At 60.0% G+C, this 24,402-nt stretch carries 25 protein-coding genes and 1 pseudogene; 16 read left to right on the forward strand and 10 right to left on the reverse strand.

The window, feature by feature from the left end:
- The first annotated feature begins 4 nt into the window (after window positions 1–4).
- Entirely contained in the window at window positions 5–1,162 is a 1,158-nt protein-coding gene (ampC, locus tag ACLEIV_RS05540) for a class C beta-lactamase (protein WP_410455665.1), read from the forward strand.
- A gap of 65 nt (window positions 1,163–1,227) precedes the next feature.
- Here the strand turns inward: ampC and ACLEIV_RS05545 are convergent, their stop codons facing one another.
- Genes ACLEIV_RS05545 through ACLEIV_RS05555 form a run of 3 tightly spaced genes read right to left on the reverse strand, consistent with a single transcriptional unit; the run spans window position 1,228 to window position 3,592 of the window.
- A complete protein-coding gene (locus ACLEIV_RS05545) occupies window positions 1,228–2,148 on the reverse strand; it encodes a 5-oxoprolinase subunit C family protein (protein ID WP_410455666.1) in 921 nt (306 codons plus the stop codon).
- Complete coding sequence (gene pxpB / locus ACLEIV_RS05550) at window positions 2,145–2,849, reverse strand: 5-oxoprolinase subunit PxpB (RefSeq protein ID WP_410455667.1); 705 nt, start codon at window positions 2,847–2,849, stop codon at window positions 2,145–2,147. The genes ACLEIV_RS05545 and pxpB overlap by 4 nt, the downstream gene beginning before the upstream one ends.
- Complete coding sequence (locus ACLEIV_RS05555) at window positions 2,846–3,592, reverse strand: 5-oxoprolinase subunit PxpA (protein ID WP_410455668.1); 747 nt, start codon at window positions 3,590–3,592, stop codon at window positions 2,846–2,848. The genes pxpB and ACLEIV_RS05555 overlap by 4 nt, the downstream gene beginning before the upstream one ends.
- 371 nt (window positions 3,593–3,963) lie before the next feature.
- Between ACLEIV_RS05555 and ACLEIV_RS05560 the strand changes: the two genes are divergently transcribed.
- Window positions 3,964–5,496, forward strand: coding sequence for a TerC family protein (locus ACLEIV_RS05560; RefSeq protein ID WP_410455669.1), 1,533 nt, complete (start codon window positions 3,964–3,966; stop codon window positions 5,494–5,496).
- 86 nt (window positions 5,497–5,582) lie between these two features.
- On the opposite strand, the gene zntB is transcribed toward ACLEIV_RS05560, so the two are convergent.
- Window positions 5,583–6,548, reverse strand: a complete 966-nt coding sequence (zntB, locus tag ACLEIV_RS05565) for a zinc transporter ZntB (protein WP_410455670.1) — start codon at window positions 6,546–6,548, stop codon at window positions 5,583–5,585.
- Window positions 6,549–6,897: 349 nt separating this feature from the next.
- Between zntB and ACLEIV_RS05570 the strand changes: the two genes are divergently transcribed.
- The 9 genes and pseudogenes from ACLEIV_RS05570 (at window position 6,898) to ACLEIV_RS05610 (ending at window position 13,003) form a co-directional block, all read left to right on the forward strand.
- A complete protein-coding gene (locus ACLEIV_RS05570; RefSeq protein WP_410455671.1) occupies window positions 6,898–7,326 on the forward strand; it encodes a hypothetical protein in 429 nt (142 codons plus the stop codon).
- A 174-nt stretch (window positions 7,327–7,500) separates the two neighbouring features.
- Window positions 7,501–8,160: a DUF2459 domain-containing protein gene (locus ACLEIV_RS05575; protein WP_410455672.1), complete on the forward strand. Its 660-nt coding sequence runs from the start codon at window positions 7,501–7,503 to the stop codon at window positions 8,158–8,160.
- A 3-nt stretch (window positions 8,161–8,163) separates the two neighbouring features.
- Window positions 8,164–9,963: an ABCB family ABC transporter ATP-binding protein/permease gene (locus ACLEIV_RS05580; protein WP_410455673.1), complete on the forward strand. Its 1,800-nt coding sequence runs from the start codon at window positions 8,164–8,166 to the stop codon at window positions 9,961–9,963.
- On the forward strand, window positions 9,960–10,253 hold the full coding sequence (locus tag ACLEIV_RS05585) for a DUF1294 domain-containing protein (protein WP_410455674.1): 294 nt from the start codon (window positions 9,960–9,962) through the stop codon (window positions 10,251–10,253). Before ACLEIV_RS05580 ends, ACLEIV_RS05585 begins: the two co-directional genes overlap by 4 nt.
- Window positions 10,254–10,316: 63 nt before the next feature.
- On the forward strand, window positions 10,317–10,991 hold the full coding sequence (locus tag ACLEIV_RS05590; RefSeq protein WP_410455675.1) for a DUF3047 domain-containing protein: 675 nt from the start codon (window positions 10,317–10,319) through the stop codon (window positions 10,989–10,991).
- Window positions 10,992–11,022: 31 nt separating this feature from the next.
- On the forward strand, window positions 11,023–11,454 hold the full coding sequence (locus ACLEIV_RS05595) for a DUF3465 domain-containing protein (RefSeq protein WP_410455676.1): 432 nt from the start codon (window positions 11,023–11,025) through the stop codon (window positions 11,452–11,454).
- Between the two features lie 89 nt (window positions 11,455–11,543).
- On the forward strand, window positions 11,544–12,116 hold the full coding sequence (locus ACLEIV_RS05600; protein ID WP_410455677.1) for a DUF1415 domain-containing protein: 573 nt from the start codon (window positions 11,544–11,546) through the stop codon (window positions 12,114–12,116).
- 51 nt (window positions 12,117–12,167) lie between these two features.
- Window positions 12,168–12,428, forward strand: a pseudogene (locus ACLEIV_RS05605) (lipocalin family protein); the annotation flags it as partial.
- Between the two features lie 116 nt (window positions 12,429–12,544).
- Window positions 12,545–13,003 (forward strand): c-type cytochrome, encoded by a 459-nt coding sequence (locus ACLEIV_RS05610; protein WP_410455678.1) that lies wholly within the window; start codon window positions 12,545–12,547, stop codon window positions 13,001–13,003.
- Window positions 13,004–13,062: 59 nt separating this feature from the next.
- On the opposite strand, the gene ACLEIV_RS05615 is transcribed toward ACLEIV_RS05610, so the two are convergent.
- The 3 genes from ACLEIV_RS05615 to ACLEIV_RS05625 form a co-directional block, all read right to left on the reverse strand.
- Entirely contained in the window at window positions 13,063–13,743 is a 681-nt protein-coding gene (locus ACLEIV_RS05615; protein WP_410455679.1) for a cytochrome b/b6 domain-containing protein, read from the reverse strand.
- 187 nt (window positions 13,744–13,930) lie between these two features.
- Window positions 13,931–14,593 carry a hypothetical protein gene (locus ACLEIV_RS05620; RefSeq protein WP_410455680.1) on the reverse strand — a complete coding sequence of 221 codons (663 nt, stop codon included), beginning with the start codon at window positions 14,591–14,593 and terminating at the stop codon, window positions 13,931–13,933.
- Between the two features lie 178 nt (window positions 14,594–14,771).
- A complete protein-coding gene (locus ACLEIV_RS05625; protein ID WP_410455681.1) occupies window positions 14,772–15,068 on the reverse strand; it encodes a DUF3634 family protein in 297 nt (98 codons plus the stop codon).
- Between the two features lie 69 nt (window positions 15,069–15,137).
- Here ACLEIV_RS05625 and ACLEIV_RS05630 point away from each other — a divergent pair, with 69 nt between their 5' ends.
- From ACLEIV_RS05630 to gltS, 4 genes are all read left to right on the forward strand, one after another.
- Window positions 15,138–16,256 carry an endonuclease/exonuclease/phosphatase family protein gene (locus ACLEIV_RS05630; RefSeq protein ID WP_410455682.1) on the forward strand — a complete coding sequence of 373 codons (1,119 nt, stop codon included), beginning with the start codon at window positions 15,138–15,140 and terminating at the stop codon, window positions 16,254–16,256.
- A 448-nt stretch (window positions 16,257–16,704) separates the two neighbouring features.
- Window positions 16,705–17,427 (forward strand): IclR family transcriptional regulator, encoded by a 723-nt coding sequence (locus ACLEIV_RS05635; RefSeq protein WP_410455683.1) that lies wholly within the window; start codon window positions 16,705–16,707, stop codon window positions 17,425–17,427.
- Window positions 17,428–17,448: 21 nt separating this feature from the next.
- Window positions 17,449–18,399, forward strand: a complete 951-nt coding sequence (gene hutG / locus ACLEIV_RS05640) for a formimidoylglutamase (protein WP_410455684.1) — start codon at window positions 17,449–17,451, stop codon at window positions 18,397–18,399.
- 79 nt (window positions 18,400–18,478) lie between these two features.
- Complete coding sequence (gene gltS, locus ACLEIV_RS05645; protein ID WP_410455685.1) at window positions 18,479–19,687, forward strand: sodium/glutamate symporter; 1,209 nt, start codon at window positions 18,479–18,481, stop codon at window positions 19,685–19,687.
- An 82-nt stretch (window positions 19,688–19,769) separates the two neighbouring features.
- On the opposite strand, the gene ftsZ is transcribed toward gltS, so the two are convergent.
- Window positions 19,770–20,849, reverse strand: a complete 1,080-nt coding sequence (gene ftsZ / locus ACLEIV_RS05650; RefSeq protein ID WP_410455686.1) for a cell division protein FtsZ — start codon at window positions 20,847–20,849, stop codon at window positions 19,770–19,772.
- A gap of 69 nt (window positions 20,850–20,918) precedes the next feature.
- Window positions 20,919–21,878 (reverse strand): helix-turn-helix transcriptional regulator, encoded by a 960-nt coding sequence (locus tag ACLEIV_RS05655; RefSeq protein WP_410455687.1) that lies wholly within the window; start codon window positions 21,876–21,878, stop codon window positions 20,919–20,921.
- A gap of 199 nt (window positions 21,879–22,077) precedes the next feature.
- On the opposite strand from ACLEIV_RS05655, the gene ACLEIV_RS05660 reads away from it, so the two are divergent.
- Window positions 22,078–23,610 (forward strand): M14 family zinc carboxypeptidase, encoded by a 1,533-nt coding sequence (locus ACLEIV_RS05660; protein WP_410455688.1) that lies wholly within the window; start codon window positions 22,078–22,080, stop codon window positions 23,608–23,610.
- Between the two features lie 386 nt (window positions 23,611–23,996).
- Here the strand turns inward: ACLEIV_RS05660 and ACLEIV_RS05665 are convergent, their stop codons facing one another.
- Complete coding sequence (locus tag ACLEIV_RS05665; RefSeq protein ID WP_410455689.1) at window positions 23,997–24,386, reverse strand: SirB2 family protein; 390 nt, start codon at window positions 24,384–24,386, stop codon at window positions 23,997–23,999.
- Window positions 24,387–24,402: the final 16 nt, after the last annotated feature.

The following is a 24,402-nucleotide window of genomic DNA, read 5'->3' on the forward strand; positions in this document are numbered from 1 at the left end:
CAGCATGAATTTCCCGAGATCTACTCTGCTCGCTGTTATACCCCTATGGCTCGCCGGCCATGCCGTCGCAGCCGACTCGCTGACGGATGCGGTCCACCTCGCGGCACAGCCGACGATGCAGGAATATAATATTCCCGGCATGGCCATTGCGATCAGCCACAAGGGCCAACAGCATTTCTTCGAGTACGGTGTCGCTTCCCTCGACAACCGCCAGCCCGTGGATCGCCACACCCTGTTCGAACTTGGCTCGGTGAGCAAACTGTTCACCGCCGTTCTCGGCTCTTACGCCGAGGCGAGCGGTACACTCAATCTCACTGATAACGCCAGTCAATACCTGCCAGACCTGGAAGGCAGCGCCTTCGACCATATCAGCCTGCTCGACCTGGCCACCTACACGGCAGGCGGCCTGCCGCTGCAGTTCCCCGAAACCGTCACCGACCGGGAGCAGATGCTCGACTACTACCGCAACTGGAAGCCGATTTATCCGTCCGGCGACCGGCGGCTCTATTCCAATCCCAGCATCGGCCTGTTCGGCCATCTGGCCGCGGCAAGCCTGTCCACGCCCTTCCAGAGCCTGCTGGAGCAGGACCTGTTCCCGCAACTGGGCATGCAGGAGAGCTATGTCCAGGTCCCTGAGAAGCAGATGTCACGCTACGCTTGGGGCTATCGCGACACCACTGCCATTCGAGTGCAGCCCGGAATGCTCGATGCCGAAGCCTACGGCGTGAAATCCAGCGCCGCCGACATGCTGAGTTTCATCGAGGCCAACCTTAACCCGGACACACTGGAGCCCCCGCTGCGTCAGGCCATCAGCGCCAGTCACCGGGGCCATTACCAGGTTGGCGACACGACCCAGGCTCTGGGTTGGGAAAGCTACGTTTACCCCCTCAGCCTGGAGCGCCTGCAGGCGGGAAACTCCACCGTCATGGCGCTGGAGCCCCACACCGTCGAGCGCTTCGACGCGCCCAGGCCCGCCGATGGGGATTTACTGCTGAACAAGACCGGTTCGACCAACGGCTTCGGCGCATATGTTGTGCTGCTGCCGGCACGGGACACCGGCCTGGTGATACTGGCCAATCGCAACTACCCCAATGCCGAGCGAGTACGTCTGGCGCTACAAATACTCGACGCGCTCGATCAGGATGTGTCGACTACACAATAGCAATGCAGAGGACGAAGCCGGGCTGAGGGCTCTCTCATCGCGTCCGCAGCGGGCTTTTTTGTGGCCTAAAACCGCGCGATAAAGGCCCGGTATTCACCGATAGCCTGCTCCTGGCTGATGGCGCGCAGGCGCAGCGCGCTGCCCGGTCGGCATTGTGCCAGCCGGGCGCAGGCCAGCGGGGTAAGGGTGCCCAGGCGAGGGTAGCCGCCTATGGTCTGCCTGTCGTTGAGCAGCACTATGGGCCGGCCGTCGGGGGGCACCTGCACCGCCCCCAGGCAGAGTCCTTCGGAGATCAGGGATCCTATGTTGCAGTGCAACAAGGATCCTTGCAGCCGGATCCCCATGCGATCCGAACGCGGATCCACGGTCCAGGGCTGAGCAAAGGCGGTGAGCAGGCTGGCATCGTCAAAATGGCGGAACTGGGCGCCGGGGATCAGCGTCATCCTGGGCTCGTCGGTGTAATCGCGGCGCTCGCCGGCGGGCAGGATGCGCGCCGGGGCCGAACCCTGGGCGGCCGGATCAAAGGCCAGCCGGTCGCCCGCCGCCAGCGGGCTGCCGTCACCCTTGTGGCCGCCCAGGCCATCGCGCACCACGCAGGCGGTGCTGCCCAGCACGGGGTCGGCCACAACGCCGCCGGCCACCGCCAGATAGGCGCGCAGCCCGTGCCGGGCCATGCCCAGGCTGAGTTTGTCTCCGGGCTTGAGGGTAAAGGCGGACCAGGGCGCCAGGGGCTCGGCGTTGACGCTGGCCGGCATGTCGGCGCCGCACAGGGCCAGGCGGCAGGGCCGCTCGGCCTCGAGGGTGACGCCGCCCAGGGTGATCTCCAGCGCCGTCGCGCCCCAGGGGTTGCCCGCCAGCCAGTTGGCCCAGGCCCAGGCGTGCACATCCGCCGGTCCTCCCTGGGTCACGCCCAGCCGGCGCACGCCGAAACGGCCGGCGTCCTGCAGGGTACTGAGCGGGCCGGGTTTATGAACGAACAGGCTCATGGCGTCTCCATGGGCGTGGTGTCTCCGCCCTGGCGCTCGAATTCGGCGCGGTCGACGGGCGCAAAGCGCACCCGGTCGCCCGCCCGCAGCAGGCTCAGTTGCCGACTTGTCGGGTCGAACAGTCGGGTGGGGGTGCGCCCCAGCAGGTTCCAGCCGCCGGGGGTCACGCTGGGATAGACGGCGGTCTGGCGGCCGGCGATGGCCACGCTGCCGGCGGGCACCCGTGGCCGCGGGCTGTCGTGCCGGGGCAGTTCCAGGGGCGCGGGCAGGGTGCCCATAAAGGCGAAGCCGGGGGCAAAGCCGAGGGCGAACACCCGGTAACAGTGGCCGCTGTGCAGTTCGATGATCCGGTCGGTATCCAGCCCTGTGTGTTGCTCCAGCCGGGCCAGGTCGGGCCCCACGCTGGGGTGATACCACACCGGCAGGGTGCGCACCGGGGCGCTGTCGTCCTCCTCCACCGGGATCAGCTCGGCCAGCAGGCCCTGCAGCAGGGCGCGGGCCTCTCCGTGATCCAGCGTGAGCGGGTCGAACTGCACCAGCAGGGTGGTGTAGGAGGGCACCAGATCCACCAGCCGGTTGCCAAAGGCCCGCTCGCAGTCTGCCACCAGGGCGGTGATCCAGTTCATGTTGCCCTCGTCTATGGTGTCGAACAGCCGCACCAGCCAGGCGTCCATGCCGGCATTTTCCAGCCGGGGGGTCATTTCAGGGTGTCCAGCATGCGGCGAATGGCGGCCACCGCCGCGATAGACTCGGGGTTGTCGCCGTGCACGCACAGGGTGTCGGCCTGCAACCGCAGTTCGCCGCCGTCATTGGCGATCAGCGGCTGGCCGGTGGCGATGCGCCGGGCCTGCTCCAGTATCTGCGACGTTTGGTGATGCACGGCGCCGGGCAGGGAGCGGGACACCAGAAAGCCCTCGGTGTCGTAGGCCCGATCGGCAAAGGCCTCGAACCACAGGCCAATGCCGTGGCGGGCGGCCAGGGCGCGGGCCGGAACCGGATCGGCGGTGGCCATCAGCATCAACGGCAGGCCGGCATCGAAGGCGGCCACCGCCTTCATCACCGCCGCCAGTTTTTGCTCATCCCGCATCATGTCGTTGTAGAGGGCGCCGTGGGGTTTGATGTAGTGCACCCGGGTGCCTTCGGCCCGGCACAGGGCGTCGAGCGCGCCCAGTTGATAGAGCACCATGTTTTCTATCTCGGCGGGGGAGCAGGCCAGCGTGCGGCGGCCAAAGCCGACCAGATCCGGATAGGCGGGATGGGCGCCCACTTGTACCTTGTGCTTCATCGCCAGGGCTATGGTGGCGCGCATGGTGTCGGGATCGGCCGCATGAAAGCCGCAGGCCACGTTGGCCAGGTCCACAAAGGGCATCACGGCTTGGTCCTGCCCCATGACCCAGGGGCCAAAACTCTCCCCCATATCGGCATTCAACAGTAGTCTGGGCATGATGTCGGCTCCGTCTTCAATCAATGTCTTTATCTTACCTTTACCGGACTCGGCATGCCCGGGGATCCCTTCATCAGTTGATGCCGTCGCCGGATTTGTAGAGAAATACTCTTGCCTGTCTGCTTTTTGCCATTATGATATGCGTTCATTTTAACCAAGAGGTCCGGTCAACCGCCGGTGTACCATATGGATTGCTCGCGAAGTTGCTTGCAACAGAGTTCTGAATTGTCACTTCCCCCCTGTCTTTTGCTGTCCCCGGCGCTCGCCCCCACATCCGGATTTGTCTGCTGCCCCGGCTATACTGATTTTGCCGGCCTGGCCTGCGTTATTCGCTGATCTGCATTCATCTACATCCTGTTAAGAGGTAAATCATGGAATTCCTGATGGATCCGTCTATTTGGGCGGGCTTGCTCACACTGATTATTCTTGAAATCGTGCTGGGTATCGACAACCTGGTCTTTATTGCCATTCTGGTCAAGAAACTGCCGCCCCATCAGCGCGACAAGGCGCGGATTATCGGTCTGTCGCTGGCGCTGCTGATGCGCCTGGCGTTGCTGAGTGCGGTGTCCTGGCTGGTCACGCTGACCGCGCCGCTGATCACCTTGGGTGAACTGAGTTTCTCGGGCCGGGATCTGATCCTGATGGGCGGGGGTATTTTCCTGCTGTTCAAGGCCACCACCGAGCTGCACGAGCGGCTGGAAGGCAAGATGCACGAAGAAGAAACCAGCACCGTTTATGCCGGTTTTGGCGTGGTGATTGCCCAGATCCTGGTGCTGGATGCGGTGTTCTCGCTCGACTCCATTATTACCGCCGTGGGGATGGTAGACAGCCTGCCGGTGATGATGACGGCGGTAATACTGGCGATGCTGGTGATGGTGGCTGCCTCCAAATCGCTGACCGATTTCGTCAACGCTCACCCCACCGTGGTGGTGTTGTGTCTGAGCTTCCTGCTGATGATCGGTTTCAGCCTGGTGGCGGAAGGTTTTGGCTTCCATATTCCCAAGGGTTACCTGTACGCCGCCATCGGTTTCTCGATTCTGATCGAGTTCCTCAACCAGCTGGCCCAGCGTAACTCCGCCAAGGAAGAAGCTCGTCAACCACTGCGCGAGCGGACCACCGCCGCCATTTTTCGTCTGATGGGCGGCAAGGATCACGCGCATGACGAACCAGCGCAGACCCAGGCACAAGCCCAGGCTCAGGGCTTTGCGGAAGAAGAGCGCAACATGATCAGCGGCGTGCTGTCACTGGCCGAGCGTTCCATTCGCACCGTGATGACGCCCAGATCCGATATTGTCTGGCTGGACGTGGCCGACAGCCGGGAAGATGTGATCGCCGAGCTGATGGCCTCTTCTCACAGCCAGTTTCCGGTATGCGATGGCGAACTGGACAACCTGCTGGGTGTGGTGCGTGCCAAGGATCTGATGGTGGGCCTGAAAGAAGGCAAAACCCTGGCCGAACTGGCCGAGGGCAATGACCCCATCATAGTGCCGGACAGTATCAGCGTGATCCGTCTGCTCAACATACTGCGCGATGCGCGCGGCAACATGGTACTGGTGAACGACGAATTCGGTACCGTACAGGGGCTGGTGACGCCGCATGACTTGCTGGAGGCCATCGTCGGCGAGTTTCTCGATGAAGACGAAGATCCCGAAGTGGTCTGCGAAGAAGGTGGCTGGTTGGTGAAGGGCAGCACCGATCTGCACTATCTGGAGCAGGTACTGTCGCGCCGCGGGCTGGTGGATCCGGACGACGAGTACGCCACCCTGGCCGGCATGTTGCTGGCCTGGAGCGGTCAGCTGCCGGAGTCCGGCGCCGTGTTCGAGCGCGAAGATCTGCGTTTCGAGGTCACGGAAGTGGAAGACTTCCGCATCGCCCAGGTGCGCATCACGCCCCTGGCCGCCTGAGCCTCGGCGATAACAGTATAAAAGGCCGGAGGGGATTATCCCCTCCGGCCTTTTTTATGGCTGTAATTCGGGAGAAGCTGGCGCCATTACCACCAGCGGCGTAGCTTGAGCCAGAGGCCCAGCCCCACGGCCAGTCCGGCGAGGATCAGGCAGAAGGTCCAGAAGGCGAACGGGCTGTCGGCTCCCGGCATGCCGCCCAGGTTGATGCCGAACAGGCCGGTGAGAAAGCTGGCGGGTAAAAACAGCAGCGCCATGACTGACATCTGGTAGGCGCGCTGGTTGGTGGCTTCGGCCATCAGGTTATTGACCTCGTCGGCCAGCACGGCGGTGCGGGCCACACCGGCGTCCAGATCGTCCAGCCAGCGGCGCAGCCGGTCGGCAATATCGAGCAGACGACGGCGATCATCGTCGTTGAGCCAGCCTATTTTTTCGCTGGCCAGCCGGGCCACCAGATCCCGCTGGGGTGAGAGGTAGCGACGCACCAGGATCAGCTGTTTGCGAATGCGGCCCAGCTGGCCCTGGGCCGGGCTTTCCCGCTCCAGTATGCGCTCTTCCAGTTCCAGGATTTGGTCGTGCAGGCTCTCCACGAACTCGCCGGCCCGGTCGGTGAGGGCGTCGCACATTTCCACCAACCAGTCTCCCTGAGTGACCGGACCATCGCTGTCGGCGAGTTGCTCGTAAACGTCCTGCTCCGACAGCAATGGTCGGTGCCGGCTACTGACAATCAACGAGGGAGTAATGTAGATGCGCAGCGCCACCATTTCTTCCGGGCTGCCGCCCTGGTTGTGGTTGATGCCGCGCAGGGTGAGCAGCAGGCTGTCGCCCTGGCGCACTAGCTTGGGCCGGCTGCTTTGGCCCAGCAGCGCCTCGCGGGCGGCTTCGTTGACCAGGGAAGTGGTGCGCAGCCAGTCGGCGGCCTGGGGTTGCTCGTAGTCCAGGTGCAGCCACACCGGCGTGGCCGCCGGCAGCGCCGAGCCCGCCGCCAGTGGCCGCAGACCGCCTTCGCGATGCAGTTGCAGGCGATAAATGCACTGTTCCGGTAGCTGTTCCATACGCATTTCCTCCCCAGGATCAGAGCCACCAGCTTACACCAAGGCGTGATTGGTCTCACCCGGGACTTATCAAAGCCTCGCAAAAAGACATTTCGCCATTGTCTTTTACCGATGGAGTGACAAAACTGGGCATAAAATAAGTCGGCAGGGAAGCGCTTGAACCCGGAAAGCGGTTGCCAGAAACCCTCAGCTCAAGCATTAGGCCTCCGGGTTACTCATAAGAAGTAGACACCTTCTATAGTTAGGTTTACGCCTGACGGGGAGGTGTAAGGTGTTTTTGCCGCCGCCGTTTCTCCTCCAGGGTGTGTTGAAATTTGATGTCAAATCAGTCTACTGAAGGAAACAAAAAATGAGCATGATCAAGCTTTCATTTGTGAGTATGGCCGCAGTATGTGTGCTGACGAGTTTCAGTGCACATGCCATCAATAAGAATTACGCCAAGAAGTTGGAGCAATCAGGTTGCACGCAGGTTACTGAAGCACAAGGTTGCGATATCAACAAGACGAAGGCCGAGAACGCGAAGGCGGGATTTGTAACAGCAAGCCAGGAGGCGCCTGTACATGCCCCTCGTTACAAGGATCTGGCTGGAAAAGATTCAATTAGTTCCCTTGACGTCATGACTGAGCGTGGATTCAAGAACGTCGATTCGCTTGAAAGCGGCAACACGCAATATGGCATCTACTACCATGCGCATAGCCACCTTTGTGTCCAGCTCACCATGGCAGAGGGCAAGGTCATTGCCGCGGACGACATCCAGTCCCACCCCCAGTGTCGTTAACGGCATATCGATTGCTGCCAGGGCGATCGGTCTGACAATGCATTCAAGCCGACGTCGCGTCGCGGTTCGGTTTAATTCAGGCGTTCATCATCACTCCAAACGGGCCCTTCGGGGCCCGTTTTGCTTCCCCTGTCTGCAATACTCAAGGTCAGCCCCGTCTCCTGAGAGGCCAATATGTATCTTCGGCTTGTTCTGCTACTCAGTCTGCTCTGCGCCGGTTGTGGTGTGGCCGGGGAGTGGCGGCCGGCGGTGAATAAAGCACACACCCTGTATCTGGTGGATCACGGTCTGCACGTGGGGCTGGTGGTGCCGGCGGCGGAGCTGGAGCGGCGCCTGCCGGAACTCGGTGTCATCTTTCCCGGTGCCCGGTTTTACGAGATGGGCTGGGGCGATCGGGCCTTTTACCAGAGCGAACAGGCGGGCGCCGGGCTGGCGTTGCGTGCCCTGCTCTGGCCCACGGAGGCGGTACTGCACCTGGTGCCCTTATCGGGGCCACCGGGTACGTATTTTTCCGCGCTGCCCATGCTGGAGCTGAGTGTCTCGCCCGCCGGCATGACACTGTTGCTGAATGAGGTGGCCGCGTCCTTTGTACGGGATGGCGAAGGGAAGCCGCAAGGCGTGGGAACGGGCCGCTATGGCGGCGGCCGCTTTTTTGGCTCGGTAGAGCGTTACCACCTGTTTCACACCTGCAACACCTGGGTGGCCCGGCGGCTGGCGGCGGCGGGGCTGCCGCTGCGCCCGGCGCTGGCCTTCACCGCCGGTGGCCTGATGCGCCAGGCTGCCTGTTGCGCCAAAGGAGAGTATGCTCAGGGGTATCCCCCCGCAATCAACTGACTCATGCGACACGGTTCTTATCATCCCGAGGTGGAAGACGCCTCCTTCAACTGGCAGACACTGCGCACCCTGCTACCCTATCTGCTCGAATATCGCGGCCGGGTGTTGCTGGCCCTGGGCTGTCTGGTGGCGGCCAAGGTGGCCAGCGTGGGCCTGCCCTTTATTCTAAAACACATCGTCGATGCCATGGACACCGGTGAAAACAAGGTACTGGCGTTGCCGCTGGGGCTGCTGCTGGCCTACGGCACCGTGCGTTTTGCCAACGTGCTGTTCGGCGAAATTCGCGACACCCTGTTTGGTCGGGTCACGGAGCGGGCCATGCGCCGCATCGGGCTGGCGGTGTTCAATCACCTGCACCGGCTGGAGCTGGGCTTTCATCTCAATCGCAGCACCGGTGGCTTGTCACGGGACATAGAGCGGGGCGTATCGGGGGTCAGCTTTCTGCTGCGCTTCATGGTGTTCAACATAGTGCCGACCCTGTTCGAGATCGCCCTGGTGGTGGGGGTATTGCTGGTCAATTACTCGGTATGGTTTGCGCTTACCACCCTGGTGGCGGTGGTGCTGTACGTGGCCTGGTCTGTAGTGGCCACCGACTGGCGTACCGGCTATGTACGGGCTGCCAATCAGGCCGACTCCCAGAGCAATTCCCGGGCGGTGGACAGCCTGCTCAACTTCGAGACGGTGAAATACTTTACCAATGAGCGCTTTGAAGCCGAGCGTTACGACACCGATCTGGCCCTGTGGGAGCAGGCGCGACGCAAGAACCGGCTGACGCTGTTTGCATTGAACGGTGGTCAGGCGCTGATCATCGCCCTGGCGATGACGGTGATGATGGTGCTGGCCGGGCGCAACGTGGTGGCCGGTACCATGACCCTGGGTGATTTCGTGCTGATCAACGCCTTCATGATGCAGCTGTTCATGCCGCTCAACTTTCTCGGTTTCGTGTATCGGGAAATGAAGGGCTCCATGGCCAATGTGGAGCGCATGTTCGACCTGCTGCGCCGGACGCCGGCCATCAAGGATGCCCCCGATGCCCCTGCGGTCGTCATCAGCCGGGGCGAGATTGAATTTCGTGAAGTCGGCTTCGGTTATGGCCCGGACAGGCCCATTCTGGACCGGGTCAGCTTTAGTGTGCGGCCCCGGCAAAAGGTGGCGGTGGTGGGCGCCAGTGGCGCGGGCAAGTCGACCCTGGTCAAGCTGCTGTTCCGCTTTTACGAGGTGGATGAGGGCGCCGTGCTGATCGACGGCCAGGATATCCGCACCGTTACCCAGGACTCGTTGCGCCGGGCCATCGGCATAGTGCCGCAAGACACAGTGCTGTTTAACGCCTCCATCTACGACAACATCCGCTACGGCCGCATCGATGCCGGCGAAGAGGAAGTGCAGGAGGCCATTCGGCTGGCGCATCTGGATGACTTTATCGCCCGCCTGCCGGACGGGCACAATACCCTGGTGGGCGAGCGGGGCCTCAAGCTAAGCGGCGGCGAAAAGCAGCGGGTGGCCATAGCCCGCACCATTCTCAAGCGGCCGCCGATACTGGTGTTCGACGAGGCGACCTCGTCCCTCGACAGCCGCTCGGAGCAGAGCATACTGCAGGCCATTCGCGAGGTCTCCCGCGGACAGACCAGCCTTGTGATTGCCCACCGGCTGTCTACCGTGGTGGATGCGGACCATATTCTGGTGATGGACCATGGCCGCATCGTCGAGCAGGGCAGCCATCATGAACTGCTGGCTGCCCATGGCCGCTATGCCCGGTTGTGGCAGTTGCAGTTGCGGGAGCAAGACGAGGAGCAGCCCGCATGAAGATGGAACTGATGATGTTCTGGTTGCCGGGGTTTTATGGGGTGCTCAGCCTGATCACCTTTGGTGTGTACTGGTGGGACAAGCGCGCCGCCATCAAGGGCAACTGGCGCATTCGCGAACGTACCCTGCACTGGCTGGCCCTGTTTGGTGGCTGGCCTGGAGCCTGGCTGGCTCAACTATGGTTCAGGCACAAGTTTCAGAAACTGTCGTTCCGTCGTGTGTTCCGGCTCACGGTAGCGGGTAATCTGGCGATGCTGGCCGCCATTGTGTGGCTCCTCTTTCGAGGCTGATACGGCGGGCTCTCGCAGACCAGAGCCTATACTGGCGGAAGGTTCATCATTCAGGACGTCGCTATGTTTTTTGGTATCTTCACTATCGCCGCCCGGGGCCGCTTGTTACTGGCATTATTTGCTACTGTGCTGTCTGCCCCGGCATGGTTTGCTTCGGCGCAGACGATGGAGTTTTCACCGGCCGATATGCTTGGCTGGGAGCCAAAAAGCTTTGCCGGCGATACCGAGTACCGACTGGTGTTCGACCGGCAGTTGCAACAGCAGGTCGTGCGGGCCAGCAGCCGGGCGGCGGCGTCCGCCCTCTTCTACGAGCAGCGTATCGATCTGGATGCCACGCCCTGGCTCAGTTGGCGCTGGCGGGTGGAGCGTTTTCCGACGGTGACCGACGAGCGCGTCAAGGCGGGGGACGACTTCGCGGTGCGGGTCTATGTGGTGGTGCGCGACGGCTGGACCCGGCTGAGCAGCAAGGCCATCAGCTACGTCTGGGCGCAGCAGGCCGGCGTGGGGCAGAGCTGGGCCAACCCCTTCGCCGGTGACAAGGCGATGATGCTGGCGCTGCGCAATCGGCAGGACGGCGGCGGCTGGGTGAGCGAAAAGCGCAACCTCAAGGCGGATCTGCGGCGGCTGTTCGGCAAGGACTTTCGTTATATCGAGGCGGTAGCCATCATGACCGACGCCGATAACGGCAAGGGCACCGCCATCGGTTATTATGCGGATATCGCCTTTACCAAAGAATAACCCCCGTTGACTACCAGAGGCCGGCGAATCGATGAAAAGACGCCTTATTACCCTGCTGATAGGCCTCGGTCTTGTCGGCGGCCTGGCTCAAAATCCTCAGATTTTTTCCTTCTTATCGACCGGGCAGACAGCCGAAAACCCGCTCGCGCTGGCCTATCGGAACCGGCAGAGCGATGTACAGGTGGAGGGGCGTGGCCGGGTGGTTCGCCTGCTGGCGGATGATGACAAGGGCGCTCGCCATCAGCGTTTTCTGCTGTCATTGCCGGGCGGCCAGACCCTGCTGATTGCCCATAATATCGATCTGGCGCCGCGTATCGACGGCCTGAAAGTGGGCGATACGGTGGCGTTTTACGGCGAGTATGAATGGAATAACAAGGGGGGCGTGGTGCACTGGACCCATCACGATCCCGGAGGGCGTCACCCGGGCGGCTGGTTGAAACACAATGGCCAGCTTTATCGGTAATATCTCCCGGCCCCGAATATGGCTTACCATGGTCGCGGGCGGACGAACTTCCCGGCCGGGTGAGCAGAATCAGATAGAGAAGATGAGCCATGTCAGAACAGTCAGAACACACACAGTCAGAACAAGCGAAATACATAGAGCACACCGCAAACTGGGTGAAGCAGGTGATCGTGAAGTACAACCTATGCCCCTTCGCCCGGCGGGAAGTGGAGCGTGCCAGCATTCGTTATGTGGTGGTGGAAGAGCACAAGCCGGCGGTGGTGCTGCAGGCGCTGCTGGCCGAATGCGCGTTGCTGGATGAGCAGCCGGAGGTGGAAACCACCCTGGTGATCATTCCCCGTGGCTTCGAGGGTTTTTATGCCTACCTGGATCTGGTCGACATGGCCAACGAGCTGTTGTTTGAACAGGGCTTCGAGGGTAAATACCAGCTGGCCACCTTTCATCCCGACTACTGTTTCGATGGCGAACCTCAGGATGATGCCGCCAACTATACCAATCGCTCGCCTTATCCCACTCTGCATCTGATCCGTGAAGACAGCATGGAAAGAGCCCTGGCAGACTATGACGATCCCGAGTCCATCCCCGATCGCAATATTCACTTTGCCCGCCGCAAGGGCAGCGATTTTTTCGCCCGGTTGCTGACACAGTGCGTCAAGCCCTGAGGCAATCGGGTGTTGCTCATCGATGACAGGTTACCGGAGAGAAAATGCGAATGGTATGAAGTGGCCCGGCTGGATCATTCCTTCGAGCGGGGACTGGAGCGAGTGAGTGCGGAGTATCAGCCACGCGAAGATGGCGGTATTCGGGTGCTCAACCGGGGCGTCGATGCCGGTAATGGAGAGGTAAAGGAGGCGGAAGGGAGAGCCTATTTTGTTAACGACGAGCAGGAGGCTTACCTGAAGGCCCGCTTTGTGAGTAGATCGAAAGCGCTGGGCTTCGATACGAGTGGCCTCATTTGGGTGGATCAGGAGTAGCGTCGCAACTTCACTTTTTGGTGGTGGCTTTGCCCGATTCTATGGTTTACCGTAAGCCGCTAATTAATGCGAAGCTGTTTCATGAGCACTGGAAAATAATTTAAAAGGAGCAAAACATGTTGAAGAAAGTCGTGCTGCTGGCCATTGGCGGCGCTTTCGCTACTACCGTTGCCGCCCAGTCTGACATTTTCAAGGCGGATGACCTGGTCAAGTACCGTCAGTCCATCTATCAGGTGATAAGTGCACAGGCCAAGGTGATGGGCGCCATGATAAAAGGCGAGACCGATTTTGATGGCGAAGCGCTGCATCAGCGTGCGGTGAACATGAGTAACGTCGGCAAGCTGCTGGGCGAAACCTATGTGCCGTCGACCAAAGGCCAAGCCGACAGCAATATGCTGCCCGCAGCCTGGGAAGACATGGACGGGTTCAGCGCCAAGGGCAAGGCCTTTGGCAGTGCGCTGCAAGAGCTGATTGCGGTGTCCGGCGAGCCGGGTTTCGATGAAGCCAAGGCTAAACCCGCCGTGGGCAAGCTGCTGAAAAGCTGCAAGGCCTGCCACGACGACTATCGTGATTAAGTCTAGGCTCGAACAAAAAAGGAGCCGAAAGGCTCCTTTTTTTATGGCCGGTTCAGGGGTCAGAAGGCGTTGAACAGCGTCCAGATGGTGCCGGCCGCCAGTGCGACAGACAACGCGAAGCGCAACCAGGGAAAGGCGTGGATGTTCTGCTCCAACCGATCCATTACCCGGTCGATGGGCGTCTGTTTGTGGCCGGTGATCATGGCCTTGACCAGGCCCTCGCCACGTAACCGATACAGCACTATGGCCAGTACATGCAGCCCGATGATCAGCAGCAGCCCCTGGTAAAACCAGGACTTGTGCCAATCGGTCATCCAGCTGGTGGTGGCGCCCGAGACATAGCTGTACAGCGGCCCTTCATAGAAGATGTCGTCGGAGGCGAACAAGCCGGTACCGGCCTGAAACAACAAGGTGCCGAGCATTACCAGCACCATGACGCCGCCGAGCGGATTATGGCTGAGGTACACCGGCTTGTGCGGCGTCAGGCTGGCGCGCAGGTAGGCGATGATGTGGCCCGGGTGGTAGATGAAATGGCCGAAGCGGGCATAAGGGGTACCGATAAAGCCCCAGATGATGCGATACAGCAGCAGTCCCAGCAGCAACTGGGCGAACAGCATGTGCTGCTCCATATCATCGCCGGCCGACTGCCAAAGCAAAAACAGCAGTAGCGGCAGGCTCCAGTGAAACAACCGGATGGACCAGTCCCAGACGTGAATCTGGTGATGGGATGATGCCTTCATGAATGTGCTCTCCTGTGCTCCCGGTGTGTGACACACGAACCCGAGAATGTTGTGCGAGTCGGTGTTTGAATTGAGGAAGGCCGACGGCGACGCCAACCACCCCGTGATAAGCGCTAGATTATCAGGGCCACAAAATAAAACATCCCGGTAAAGACCGGGATGTGAGCAGAAGAGTAAAGAGGACGTTTTACTTGGCCGGTGCCTGGCGTAACTTGGTCAGTGCCTGCTCCAGCCCCTGGCGGAACTGGTTGCGGGTCAGGGCGTCGATTTCCTGCCATCTGTCACGAGGCGCGAAATCGATCTTGGTCTCGGTGACCACATCCTTGCCCTGCAGGGCAATCCAGCGCGGATCATAGCTGCGGGACTGTTCACTATCCCATTCCAGTACCTGGCTGACGATGCCTTGCAGCCGTTGTGGATTGCTCGTGGAATAAGGGGCGATACGGACGCCGAAGCGCTGATTCAGCTGATTGACTGCACTGTGAGCGGTGTCATCGCCGGATTTGTTGGCATCGCTGCGGGCTCGCAGTTGGGCGGCGTAATACCAGAAAGTGGCCTGATCCTGATAGTCGTTGTCGAACATGATGGCGGAGATCAAATACAACACCGGCGGTGCGTACTCGTTGGGATTTTTCAGGATGTCGTTGATGGTGTCGGCCTTGCCGCCGGTAATGTCATCCATCGCCTGCTGGGAGCGGCTGACGTCAATCTGGGCGAATTCTCCCTTGGGAGTGACTTCCCGAGGAGTCTGGCTGCTGGTGTCGGGGGTCGGTTGTTCGGCCTGCTCGGCCGGAGGCTGACTGGCACAGGCGGCCAGCAGACCACAGAGTAACAGAGGATATAATTTCATCGTTCGACCTTATCAAGAGTAGTATCTCCAGCAAAGCGGGAAATCGTGTTCAGGTCAAGCGTGCCAAGGCAATTTTGAGACCGATGGCCTGGCGCTGGTGATGACAGTGGCACTTTATGACCGTTCAAGACTGCATGACCGTTCAAGACTGCATGACAGTCCCATACGACATGACTGCTCAGGGTTGCTGCAGCCAAAAGAGGTGAATGTCCTGACGGTAGGAAGCGGGAATGCTGCGCGAGCAGCTGAGCACAACGCCGTCACCTTTCTTGAGGCCGCGAACTGTGCCCTTCAGGGTGCGTGCATCCAGCATCAGCTGTCGGCAATGATGAATCAGTGCCTGCGGTGGTTGCCCGCGTTTCACCTTGAGGTGAATGCCCTCTATGGTGATCAAAAAGCGTTCCTGGCGGCGGCGCAGCGCATGCAGCAGGCCGAACAGTGCCAGCGAAATCAGACTTATGGTGCCGAACATCATTTTCATCCTTGAAAACGGCGATTAATACGAGAATGATGACAGTTTGAACAATAAAGGCAAGTCGGCTGCATGATGTCGCCCTTAAAAATGAGAGCCGCCACCTTCAATGTGGCCCTGGATCGTGCCCGACCGGGCCAGCTGGCCGCCGATCTGGCGGCGGGCCATCGTCAGCCCCGGAATATCGCCCGTATTGTGCAGCACATCAGGCCGGATGTGCTGTTGCTGAACGAATTTGATCATGATGGCGACGGGCTGGAAGATAGTCATTTGCAGCTGTTTTGTGAGGGCTATCTGGCCAGTGGAGAGTTGGGCATCGAGTATCCTTATCGCTATCTGGTGCCGACCAATACCGGCCTGCTGGCTCCGGTGGCGCTGCATGGGACGGGCAATCCTGTGCTGCCGGCCGACGGTCTGGGCTTCGGCACCTTTCATGGGCAGTACGGCTTCGCGGTGCTGTCGCGCTTTCCGTTGTTATTTGAGCAGATGCGCAGTTTTCGCCACTTCTTATGGCGAGACATGCCCGGTGCCCGGCTGCCGATGACCGAGTCTGGCAGTTACTACGGCGCCGAGGCGCTGGCAATACTGCCGCTGTCGTCCAAGAATCATCTCGACCTGCCGGTGCGCCTGCCCAATGGCCGGGTGCTGCACCTGCTGGTCTGCCATCCGGCGCCGCCCATCGATGAAGGTGAGGAACGACGCAACAGCTGTCGTAACCACGATGAACTGAGGTTATGGCATGACTATATTTGCCCCGGACGGGGAGGCTATCTGGTGGATGATGCGGGCGGCAGAGGCGGACTGGATCCCGGATCGGATTTTGTAATCCTGGGGGATCTTAATGCGGACCCACAGGATGGCGACGGCTTCCGTGAGGGGATTCAGGCGTTGCTGGCCAATCCGGCACTTAATCACAGTGTGGCATCGGGGCGGCTGCGGCCGGCCTCACGCGGCGGCTTTGCGCTCAGGGGCATGACGGCGCGCCAGGGATCACCTCGGTTCTGGACGCACAGTCAGGGACTGCGGCTCGATTATGTGCTGCCGAGTGCAAGTTTGCAGCCCCTGGCAAGCGGGGTGTTCTGGCCGCCGGCGCATCGGCCAGGAGCCGAGCTGTTCTGGAACAGGCGAGGCTGGCCCGAACGCCGGGCCAGCTCGGATCACCGTCTGGTATGGGCGGATATCGTCATATAGCGGTGTGAGAGCCCTCACGCTTTTATCGGGTAAGGGGACAATAACGCGAGCAGTATCAAAGATTGGTTAATCAATGCTGGGTTTTTAAGGTTTTAGGGGATTTAATATCACTCGAGACCCTAGATTGCTTTCGAAGTTCAGTCATCCGGGTTGGTGACCCGGATAATCAACTGGTATTCTTCATGACGGGCAAGCCGATTGGCTTGCCCTTTTTCTTGTCTGCGTTTTCCGCTTTTATCCCTTCTTTCTCCTCATGATGACGACACTGCCGGCGTCGTCAGCATGAGGATGACGCCTCTGCCGATTATCGAATATATGTTAAATAATGGTAGTTTATGTCGCGTTTTCCTAGAAAAATAGCACTGTATTTACATTATATTCTCATATTGTGAGAATATAAGTTTACACCGTCGTTTTTTCAGGCAATGTACGCCGCAAGGACAGGATCATGACCATCAAAATCAGCTCTCAGGACAAGGCGTTTACGCTGCTGTCATTCCTGGTAACGGCTCCCGGCGCCATTACCGCCCGTGAACTCGCCGACCTTACCGGTCTGCCATTGTCCAGCACCTATCGTTATCTGGCGGTGCTGTGTCGCTGGTCATTGGTGCAGGAGCGCCAAAGCGGCAAATATGCGCCCGGCCCCATGGCGGTACAACTGGCGGCCGGCTTCGAGCACCAGAACAGCGTTCTGACCTGGGCTCGCCCCTTGCTGGCCGAGCTGGCGGAGCGGTCCGGAGAAAGTGCCGCCCTGATGATGATTTCCGGCAACCGGGCCCTGTGTGTCGAGATGATCGACAGCTCTCAGGCTCTGCGTTGCTGCTATCAGAAAGGCTATTCCCAGCCCTTGCGCTTTGGTGCCAGTGCCAGGGCCTTACTGGCGTTTATGGATGAGACATTGCGAGATCCTATATTGGCAGAGTGGCCGCAAGCGGAGCAGACTCTGATGATTCAGACGCTGGAACAGGTTCGGGAGCAGGGCTATGCGGTGTCACAAGGCGAAATCGACACCGGAGTCTGGGGTGTCAGCGCGCCGGTATTGGGCAGCCGGGAACACCTGCTCGGCGCCATCAGCCTGATGGCGCCGGCAGGCCGGGTTGGCGGTAATCAGAGTCAGTGGATTCGCTGGACCTGTGATGCCGCGGCGCGCCTGGGCGCGATAAGTTATTAGTTGATTGTATTAGGAGTTGTAATGGAGCAGACCAGATACCAAGCGGCCGACATGTCCCTGTGGCAGGGACGCGTAGATAATGACGAGGGCGAGCTGGCCCGCCGCTGGCACCAGCAGGTGCAGGCTGTCGGAGATGAACAGGCTGCCGGTCTGGTATTGCTGGGCTTCTGTTGTGATGCCGGCGTGCTCCGAAACCAGGGACAGGTGGGTGCCGCCGCGGGCCCCCAAGCGCTGCGGACCGCGACTGCCAATCTGGCCTGGCATCTGGATACGCCTCTCTACGACGGTGGCGATGTGCATTGCCACGGGGACGAGCTGGAAGCGGCCCAGACGCTGTATGCCGATAAGGTGGCGGCCTTCATGGACGCCGGGCATCGGGTGATAGGCCTGGGCGGCGGTCACGAGATTGGCTATGCCAGTTTCAGCGGTCTGGTGGAGCACCAGTGCCGCCAGCAAGAGACTCCGCGTATCGGCATCATCAACTTCGACGCCCATCTGGATTTGCGTCGCTCGGCCCGTGCCAGTTCCGGCACCCCTTTCAATCAGTGTGCCACCCTGTGCGAAGCACGCGGATTACCGTTTCATTACACCTGCATCGGCGTCAGCCGCTACCACAATACCGATGCGTTGTTCGAGCGCGCCAGCCAGCTGAATACCCGTATCGTGCTGGATGAAGAACTGAATGGCTGGGATCTGCAACTGCTGAATTCGGCCCTGGATCAGGCTATTGCCGAGGTCGATCTGCTGTATGTCACCGTCTGTCTGGATGTGTTGCCGGCCAGTCTGGCACCGGGCGTTAGTGCTCCGGCAGGACGCGGCATGGATCTGGGGCTGCTGGAGTATGCGCTGGAGCGTATCAAGTCCAGCAACAAGATGAAAATGGCCGATATCGCCGAGTTGAACCCGGCTCGCGATCGGCACTCAAGCACGGCCCGCGTGGCCGCCCGTCTGTTGGCCCGGCTTGCCGGCTGACACCATGTGTTGGCTCTGACTGGCTTCGCTCGCCAGTCTTGGTTGATGTTGTAATTAGTTGTAGATATAGGGAAATAAAATGAACCTCATTACTCTCGACGTGATGAACACCACGGCCCTGGCGGCCTTGCTGCTGATGCTGGGGCTGGTATTGCAGCGCAAGGTGCCACTGTTCCACCAGTTGTGCGTGCCGGCCCCGGTGATCGGCGGCTTCGGTTTCGCCCTGGTGGTGTGGGCCGCCCGCAGTTGGGGAGGGATCGAGTTCAAGTTCGATACGGCCCTGCAAACCCCCCTGATGATTGCCTTCTTTGCCACCGTCGGCCTGGGTGGTAGCCTGGCCCTGCTGAAAAAAGGCGGTAAGGTGCTGGGGATTTATCTGGTCGCCTGCTGGCTGCTGGCGTTACTGCAGAATGGACTGGGGATTGGCATCGCTTCCCTGCTGGGTGAACACCCTCTGCTCGGCCTGATGGCCGGCGCCGTTTCCCTGGAAGGGGGCTTCGGTGCCGCCGCAGCCTTTGGCCCGGAAGCGGAAGCGCTGGGCGTGGCCGGTGCCACTACCGCAGCTCTGGCCGCGGCGACCTTCGGCATGGTCGCCGGCGGTTTGCTGGGCGCCCCTGTGGCCCGCCTGCTGATCAGTCGGCACAAGGTCGATATTCAGGCCGAACAGGTGCATGATCTGGAAGCACTGGCGGCTTCGGAGCGACCCGTGCCGGCTACCATTACCGGTGTTTTACTGCTGAAAATCGTGGCGGTGGTGCTCTGTACCATGGTTGCCGGCCTCTGGCTGAGTGGTCACCTGCGCTCGGATTTCGACATTATTGTGCCTTCTTACGTCGGTGCCATGTTTATTGCCATCGTGCTGCGTAACCTGAACGAGAAATTCTCCCTGCTGAAGATGCCGGACAATGCCATCAACGTGGTCAGCGACTTTTGTCTGGGGATTTTCCTGACCATGGCGATGATGTCGTTGCAACTGTGGCAGTTGGCGGATCTGGGTTGGTCACTGTTGATCATCCTGGTGGTGCAGACCCTGGCAATAGTGCTGCTGGCGGTGTTCCTGATGTTCCGGTTGATGGGGGGCAATTACGATGCGGCCGTGCTGTGCGCCGGTTTTGTCGGCCACGGCCTGGGGGCGACCCCCAATGCGGTGGCCAACATGGGGGCGGTATGCGATCGCTACAAGGTGTTCTCGCACAAGGCCTTTATTGTGGCGCCGTTGTGCGGAGCCGTGCTGATCGACATAGTGGCCATACCTGCCATTACCTGGTGCCTGAACGTATTCGGATAAGGTAAAGTCGGAACCTCTGTCTTTAAAACAGAGGTGAAAACCGAGAAGTGAAAAGGCCGGTGCATTGCACCGGCCTTTTGCGTTATTGCTGTCGTTGACGCAGAAAGGCGGGAATATCGAGCCCTTCCGGCGTCGACTCCGGCTGGCTGATGGGGGCCTGCTGCTGGGGCTGAGACGGCGCTATGGTTTCTTGCGGCGGCTGTATGCCGGTGGCGATCATGGTCACCTGTATGCTGTCGACCAGATTGGGATCCAGGCTGATGCCGGATACCACAGTGGCGTATTCGCCCACGGACTCGGCTACCTGGTCACCGATTTTCTGGAAGTCGTCGAGTCCGATGTCCATCGAAGCCACCACGTTGAGCAGCACACCCCGGGCGCGTTCCAGTTCTACCTTCTCCAGCAGCGGATTATTCAGCGCCTGCAGGGTGGCGTCTGCGACCTTGTTTTCGCCCTTGCCGAGGCCGATGCCCATAACCGCCTTGCCCTGCTGGCGCATGATGGTGCGCACATCGGCAAAGTCGATGTTGATAAGACCGGTCTGGCCTATAATGTCCGCCAGCCCCTTGACTGCATTCTGAATGACCTTGCTGCTTTCGGTAAAGGCTTGCAGCAGCGGTGTTTTGGCGCCAAGTACCTTGAGCAGGTAATCGTTGGGCAGCACCAGCAGGGCATCGGTGTGTTCGGCCAGAGCCTTCAGCCCTTCGTCGGCGGCTTTTGCGCGTTGCTTGCCTTCAAAGCCGAATGGACGGGTGACGATGGCGACCGTCATGATGCCGAGCTCGCGTGCCACCTTGGCCACTATGGGTGCGGCGCCGGTACCGGTACCGCCGCCCATGCCGGCGGTAATAAAACACAAATCCGCGCCATTCAACTGGGCGCGGATTTCGTCCAGGCTTTCTTCGGCGGCCTGCCGGCCAATTTCGGCCTGGGCACCGGCGCCCAGTCCCCGGGTCAGTATCTTGCCTAGCTGCAGGGTGTTGACCTGGCTTTGTTGCAGGGCCTTGGCATCGGTATTCATGGCCACGATATGAACGTGCTCGGGCAGGGCGCCATCGGCCAGCAGGTTAACGGTGTTACCACCGCAACCGCCGACGCCGACGACGCCGATATTAATCGCATCACAATCCGGTTCGGCCGGTTCAAAATAGAGGTCGCGCATCCGGTACTCCGTGAAAAAACAAAAGGGCTGAACCAGTCAGCCCCCGGGATCAGTAACGTTCTTGTCAAGTCAGCTTTTTTTCAGCGATTCTGGCGCCAGTATCTCGACTTTTCCCGCCATATCGGTCAACCAGCGGCGAAACTCGGGAGAATCCTTGACGTCGGTTTCCACCATCATGCTCTGCTTGTCGTAACGGGTCAACCTGGGGTTATTGCCTGGAATGGCATCTTCCATGATGGCCCGATTCGGGTTGGTGATCCGGCCGACAAAGTGAATGGTATCGGACTCTTCATGGTAACCCTTCTCGCGGATCAGCTTGTTGACGCTGAACTCTCGCGGCTGTGTTACCGGACGGCTGGTCAGCTCTACATCCTTGATGTGTTCGAAGGGAATACCGTAAATCTTGGGATCCATGTCCGATACGGTGCACAACAGCATGGTGTTGTCTTTACGACTGACGATGCCGAGCGGGTTCACCTGTTCATAACGCAGCCAGACGGTGCGGTTCTTGATTACCCGCTTGATTTCGGCGCTGAATTTCCGGCCGCGCCACAGGGCATCGCGGATGGTGGTGGCGCGGCGAATATCCGGGCTGCCGGCAAAGGGCTTGGGCAGGCGCACCACGTTTTCCATCCAGCGACCGGCCAGTTCGCTCTGGCTGTCTTTGATGACCTGAGTGGCCTTGTCGATAATCGGATTCAATTCGCTCAGCACACTGGCCGGCAGCAGGTCGGCGGCCTGGTCATTCCAGGTTTTCAGCGCCATGGCCAGGCCGAGCGGCATGAAGTTGGCAAAATCATTCAAACCATTGCGTTCAAAGCACCAGCCATGAGGCTTGCTGCGATCATCGGAGGTGAGATCGAAGAGTCCCATTCCGGACATTTCCTCCAGATCACGCTGTACGGTACGCAGGCTGACCTGAATGCCTTCTTCTTCCAGTTTTTCTTGCAGCTGGCGTGCGGTCAGCTTGTACGGACGATAGGGAACACAGCGCGCCAGGGTCAATTGTCTTAATAGCTTCTTACTCATGGTGATGCCCTCTTGCTTGGTATGATTCTATCCTAGGCGCAGGGTGTGACAAGTTCTGTCGCAACCTTTTGGGGGGAGACTGTCGCCATTTGTCTACAAACGGCAGTTCATGGTCGGATCCTGACGCTGGCTACAGGTTGCCTTTTTTCGTACCTGTGTATATAAGTAATTGAAATTAAAATACCTTTGTGGAGTGGGTATGAAGATTTCAGTGGCTTTTCTTCTACTGTGCAGCAGCCTGGCCTGGGGGCGGTTCGTACCGCCAACTCCCTTTGAACTTGAAAAAAAGCAGTCATTACCCGACAGCCGGACCATTGACGCTTATCTGGCCACACTGGTTACCCTGTCGCCCCGGGCGCGGCTGGTGGTGCTGGGTACCTCGGCCGGCAACCGACCGATACAGGCGCTGCTGCTGTCGGCGTCGCCGTCGTTTCTGCAGCACCCAGCCAACGAACCGCACAAGCCAACGGTGATGCTGTTCGGCTCGCAGCATGGCAACGAGCCTTCCGGTGCCGAGGCGATGCAGCAATTGGCACGCGAGCTGGTGGCGGGCGAGCATGCGGCATTGCTCGGGCGGCTCAATCTGGTGCTGGTGGTCATGTCGAATCCCGATGGGCGCGATATGTCATCGCGGCACAACGCCAATGACGACAACACCAATGTGGACTACGTGGCCCTGCAGGCCGGCGAAACCCGTTTGCTGGTCGATGCGCTGCATCGTTTCGACCCGGACGTGGTGTTCGATGCCCACGAGTCCGGCATCTGGAAGCGGGTGCTGACCCGGGAGCAAGGCTGGATGACCGATGTGGAAGCCCAGTTCGATATGGGCAACAACCCCAATATCGACGGCCCCTTGCGTGATTACACCGAAGGCAGGCTACTGCCCGCGCTGATAGCGGGGGTGTCGGCGGCGGGGCTGGCGGCCACACGCTATCGGGGGGAGATCACCAGCCTCGAGCAGGCGGTATCCCGTGGTGGCCTGGGTATTACCAACCTGCGCAATTACGCGGCCATGCAGGGGCGGGTCTCCATACTGGTAGAAAACCGGCTCGACAATAAAAGCGGTACTTATGCCACGCCGCGTAACATTGCCGAGCGGGTGCGCAAGCAACACCTGAGCATGCTGACCATGTTGCAGTTGGTGGCGGATGAAGCCGATCCTCTGTTGGCAGTATCGCGACAGGCCCGACAACGGTGGGTATCTGCGGATGGTGACGGCCGTACACTGTGGATGGGGGTGAGTTTTGGCACCAATCGAGATAAGCCCGAGGTAACGCTGCCGCTGGTGCGTTTTGCCGATGGCCACAAGCAGTTGCATCGGTTCCGTAATCGGGATGCCATCGTCGTCCGGGAACCGGTCACACTGGCGGCGGCTTATGCGGTGACCCGGGAGCGGGAACGGGTGGCGCGCTGGCTGGTGCAGCATCATATTGCCTTCGAAACCGTTGCCGAACCCCGTGAGCTGCCGGCGGACAGGCTGAAGATAACAGCGGTGCGCAAGCAACCCGATGCCCGGCCGGGGGTAAGGGAAAAGGTACGGGCCGAGGTGGAAGTGACACGTGATGCCGTGACCTTGCAGCGGGGAGACTTGCTGGTGCCCATGAGCCAGCCGTTGGCGCCGCTGGCGGCGCTGATGCTGGACCCGCGTTCGGCCAATGCGCTGTATCAGGAAGAGAGCTGGAACTGGTTGCAGCCAGGGGAGTTTCCGGTGTTTCCGGTGGTGGAATACTGAGCTTCGGTTTGTGGTAGCAAGAACAACGGGGCTGCCTTTACCGACAGGCTACAAGGACTTCCATGTAAGCTCATGCCAATCAGATTAAATATCTGCTCAGATATTGGGTCGGAGCGCCAGAGGCAACACAGCCGCCTCCCACGACACGCCATGGGTTAAGGCCATCTGCGTTTGCCGATAGCTGCAAATATTCACTGGATGTTTGGTCCATCATCAAACTTGTGCAGGCAGCAAACGACCCCATACGGGCTCGGAAATGCCATCCCTGGCATTTCACGGTCATGGGAGGCCATCTCTGTTGCCTCTTTATTCCGCTAGCTGATTTGTGACCAGGAGACAGTCTCCGAGCTGTCAGCTCTTTCTGGGAGAGCAGTCGGCCTGGAAGATTACAACGCCAGCCAGGACAGCGGAGACTTGCTGACGGCGGCGCCGTAGATGTAGGCGAAGATGGCGATGGAAGCCAGGGCGGCAGCCAGGCGCTGGCCGCGGGTCTTGCCGCGCTTGATGGCGATGGTACCAATCACGATATACAGCACCAGGCCGATGACCTTGGCGGTGAGCCAGGGGCTGTTGCCGAAGGGGATCTGCTGGCTCTGTATCGCCAGCCAGACGCCGAGTGCCAGCAGCAGGGTATCGTTGACATGGGGCAGTATTTTCAACAGTTTGTTGTTGAGACGGGCGGGTGAAGGTACGGCCAGCCAGGCGCGTAGCATGAACAGTATGATGCTGATCAGGGCAAACATCATGTGGGCGTGTTTAACGGCCAGATAAGACATAATAACTCCAGATAAG

It is taken from the genome of Oceanisphaera submarina, from assembly GCF_046521305.1.
GTDB lineage: Bacteria > Pseudomonadota > Gammaproteobacteria > Enterobacterales > Aeromonadaceae > Oceanimonas > Oceanimonas submarina.

Bases quoted from the DNA above. Each gene is read 5' to 3' on its own strand.
- ampC (WP_410455665.1), top strand. From the start codon at position 5: ATGAATTTCCCGAGATCTACTCTGCTCGCTGTTATACCCCTATGGCTC.
- ACLEIV_RS05545 (WP_410455666.1), bottom strand. From the start codon at position 2,148: ATGAGCCTGTTCGTTCATAAACCCGGCCCGCTCAGTACCCTGCAGGAC.
- pxpB (WP_410455667.1), bottom strand. From the start codon at position 2,849: ATGACCCCCCGGCTGGAAAATGCCGGCATGGACGCCTGGCTGGTGCGG.
- ACLEIV_RS05555 (WP_410455668.1), bottom strand. From the start codon at position 3,592: ATGCCCAGACTACTGTTGAATGCCGATATGGGGGAGAGTTTTGGCCCC.
- ACLEIV_RS05560 (WP_410455669.1), top strand. From the start codon at position 3,964: ATGGAATTCCTGATGGATCCGTCTATTTGGGCGGGCTTGCTCACACTG.
- zntB (WP_410455670.1), bottom strand. From the start codon at position 6,548: ATGGAACAGCTACCGGAACAGTGCATTTATCGCCTGCAACTGCATCGC.
- ACLEIV_RS05570 (WP_410455671.1), top strand. From the start codon at position 6,898: ATGAGCATGATCAAGCTTTCATTTGTGAGTATGGCCGCAGTATGTGTG.
- ACLEIV_RS05575 (WP_410455672.1), top strand. From the start codon at position 7,501: ATGTATCTTCGGCTTGTTCTGCTACTCAGTCTGCTCTGCGCCGGTTGT.
- ACLEIV_RS05580 (WP_410455673.1), top strand. From the start codon at position 8,164: ATGCGACACGGTTCTTATCATCCCGAGGTGGAAGACGCCTCCTTCAAC.
- ACLEIV_RS05585 (WP_410455674.1), top strand. From the start codon at position 9,960: ATGAAGATGGAACTGATGATGTTCTGGTTGCCGGGGTTTTATGGGGTG.
- ACLEIV_RS05590 (WP_410455675.1), top strand. From the start codon at position 10,317: ATGTTTTTTGGTATCTTCACTATCGCCGCCCGGGGCCGCTTGTTACTG.
- ACLEIV_RS05595 (WP_410455676.1), top strand. From the start codon at position 11,023: ATGAAAAGACGCCTTATTACCCTGCTGATAGGCCTCGGTCTTGTCGGC.
- ACLEIV_RS05600 (WP_410455677.1), top strand. From the start codon at position 11,544: ATGTCAGAACAGTCAGAACACACACAGTCAGAACAAGCGAAATACATA.
- ACLEIV_RS05610 (WP_410455678.1), top strand. From the start codon at position 12,545: ATGTTGAAGAAAGTCGTGCTGCTGGCCATTGGCGGCGCTTTCGCTACT.
- ACLEIV_RS05615 (WP_410455679.1), bottom strand. From the start codon at position 13,743: ATGAAGGCATCATCCCATCACCAGATTCACGTCTGGGACTGGTCCATC.
- ACLEIV_RS05620 (WP_410455680.1), bottom strand. From the start codon at position 14,593: ATGAAATTATATCCTCTGTTACTCTGTGGTCTGCTGGCCGCCTGTGCC.
- ACLEIV_RS05625 (WP_410455681.1), bottom strand. From the start codon at position 15,068: ATGATGTTCGGCACCATAAGTCTGATTTCGCTGGCACTGTTCGGCCTG.
- ACLEIV_RS05630 (WP_410455682.1), top strand. From the start codon at position 15,138: ATGATGTCGCCCTTAAAAATGAGAGCCGCCACCTTCAATGTGGCCCTG.
- ACLEIV_RS05635 (WP_410455683.1), top strand. From the start codon at position 16,705: ATGACCATCAAAATCAGCTCTCAGGACAAGGCGTTTACGCTGCTGTCA.
- hutG (WP_410455684.1), top strand. From the start codon at position 17,449: ATGGAGCAGACCAGATACCAAGCGGCCGACATGTCCCTGTGGCAGGGA.
- gltS (WP_410455685.1), top strand. From the start codon at position 18,479: ATGAACCTCATTACTCTCGACGTGATGAACACCACGGCCCTGGCGGCC.
- ftsZ (WP_410455686.1), bottom strand. From the start codon at position 20,849: ATGCGCGACCTCTATTTTGAACCGGCCGAACCGGATTGTGATGCGATT.
- ACLEIV_RS05655 (WP_410455687.1), bottom strand. From the start codon at position 21,878: ATGAGTAAGAAGCTATTAAGACAATTGACCCTGGCGCGCTGTGTTCCC.
- ACLEIV_RS05660 (WP_410455688.1), top strand. From the start codon at position 22,078: ATGAAGATTTCAGTGGCTTTTCTTCTACTGTGCAGCAGCCTGGCCTGG.
- ACLEIV_RS05665 (WP_410455689.1), bottom strand. From the start codon at position 24,386: ATGTCTTATCTGGCCGTTAAACACGCCCACATGATGTTTGCCCTGATC.